This is a genomic window from Streptomyces sp. NPDC126497 (genome assembly GCF_040302425.1).
GTDB lineage: Bacteria > Actinomycetota > Actinomycetes > Streptomycetales > Streptomycetaceae > Streptomyces.
In genome coordinates, this window is record NZ_JBEORT010000216.1 from 1 (window position 1) to 1985 (window position 1985).

The window sequence follows — 1985 nt, forward strand, 5'->3', positions numbered from 1 at the left end:
CGGGCCGCCGGCACGCCCGACCGCGGCGCGGCCCCGGGGTCGCCGTCGCCGGCGCCCCGGGCGGTGGTCCGGAGCACCCCGGTGGACCGGGTAGTATTTTCCTCGTCGCCGACCGCGGAAGCGGACGGCGGGAGTCATGCGCCGCTAGCTCAGTTGGTTAGAGCAGCTGACTCTTAATCAGCGGGTCCGGGGTTCGAGTCCCTGGCGGCGCACACCGAAGGGCCTCTCGTGGGAGCGAGAGGCCCTTGTGCGTTGTTCCGCCCGTGTCACCCCTGCGACGGGGCGGGGCTCAGAACGTCACGTCCGAGCAGGCGTAGAACGCGTTGCCCGTGTCGTGGACCGTCCACACCGCGAGGATCACGTGGTGTCCGCTGAGCCCGGACGGCAGCCGGCCGCTGTGCGAGAGGGTCTGCGGCGGGCGCTGGCCGTTGTAGGGCACCGTCAGGAACGGTGTGAGGTTGAGGTCGGAGCGGGCCAGGGCGTGGTTCTGGTTCCAGCCCGGCTTGGTGACGTAGTACCTGAAGTCGGTGGTGGCGTGCATGGCCGTGAACTGCCACCGGAAGGTGTAGTTCTGGCCGCCCGAGACGCGGGTCGTGGGCCAGGCCCCGCCCGAGGGGGTCTTCGGGCCGTCGAGCTGGGAGAACCGCGTGTTGCCCGCCGAGCAGAGCCGTCCGTCGGCGGGGCCGGAGGCGGGGAAGCCCTTCGGGCCCTCGACGCTCTGCGGCTCCCACTGGATGGATCCGCAGTTGGTCACCGAGCCGTTCTGGCAGAGCTTCTGCCGGCTGACCGGCAGGTCGGTGTAGCCGTGGCCGCTGGCGCCGCCGGAGGAGAGCACGAGCGCTCCGGTCGTCGCCAGTCCCACCGCGGCCGCGTACATCGTGGTCCGTGTGCGCATGCTGCCGCTCCTGGTGAACGTGGGGGATTTCACTGAGCCGTACAGGTAGGTCTAGACCAAGTTCAGATTATGGGCGCGAATTGAACATGTCCATACCAATCGCAGGGGCTCTTCCCGGCCGTCCACGGCCCGTCGTCCGGTGCTCCGCCCCCAGGGGCCCGCCGCTCACGGCCCGGGCTCCCCCCGTCCCGCGCAGAACGCCACCGTCAGGTCCTTCACCAGCACCTTGCGTTCGTAGTCGTCCAGTTCCACCAGCCCCCGCATGGTCAGCCGGGTCACCGTGTCCTCCACCGAATCCACCACCGAGCCCAGCACGCTCGCCCGGTGCTGGGCGTCCAGCGCGGCGATCCGGCGCCGGTGCATCGCGGCGGCCACCTCGGGCGCGTACTCCACCCGGACCGGCCGCACCGAGAACACCTCCACCCCCACCGGCGCGGTGTCCGCCGCCACCAGCCGGGTCAGCGCGTCCTGCGCCGCCTCCACCGCGCCCCTGCCCGCGCCCGGCGCCGCCACCGGCACCCGCACCAGCGCCGCCTCCACGCACGCGCGCAGGTACGCCTCGTGGTCCTCGACGCCCAGCGTCGCCCGCGCGGTGTCCCGCACCCGCCACACCACCAGGACGGTCACCCGCAGCGCGACCCCGCTGCGGTCGGCCGCCGGCAGCGGCTCGCCGCGCCAGTGCCGCAGCCGCACGTCGACCCTGCGGCGCAGCAGCAGCGGGTTGACCCACATCAGACCGGTCCGCCGGACGGTCCCCCGGTAGCGGCCGAACAGCCCGAGCACCCAGGCCCGTCCGGTCCGCCCGCGGGCCAGCCCGCCGAACCCGAACAGCCCGAGCGCCCCGGCCCCCGCGTAGGCCGCCCACTGCGCGGGGCCGAGCCCCGCCGCGCCGGCCGGTCCGAGCACCTGGACCACCTGCGGCGGCAGCACGCCCGACCACCACGAGGTGGCCACGCAGCCGGCCGCCCCGCACACCCCGGCGAGCACCCCCACGACGCCGGGCAGCACCCGGGCGGGCCGCTCCGCCGGCCCGGGGTCGATCCGCGGCGCGGCGGGCCGGGGCCGCTCGCCGGCCGGGGCGCGCAGCCGG

The 1985-nt window shown here is 74.7% G+C and carries 2 protein-coding genes and 1 tRNA gene; 1 reads left to right on the forward strand and 2 read right to left on the reverse strand.

The annotated features are described in order from the left end of the window. Positions 1-138: 138 nt before the first annotated feature. Positions 139-212 (forward strand) — tRNA-Lys (locus ABTY20_RS35135). A 77-nt stretch (positions 213-289) separates the two neighbouring features. Here the strand turns inward: ABTY20_RS35135 and ABTY20_RS35140 are convergent. Together ABTY20_RS35140 and ABTY20_RS35145 are read right to left on the reverse strand one after the other, a co-directional pair. After that, on the reverse strand, positions 290-895 hold the full coding sequence (locus tag ABTY20_RS35140) for a lytic polysaccharide monooxygenase auxiliary activity family 9 protein (protein WP_352001196.1): 606 nt from the start codon (positions 893-895) through the stop codon (positions 290-292). A gap of 165 nt (positions 896-1060) precedes the next feature. After that, on the reverse strand, positions 1061-1985 hold a 925-nt coding region (locus tag ABTY20_RS35145), incomplete at its 5' end, for an SPFH domain-containing protein (protein ID WP_352001197.1).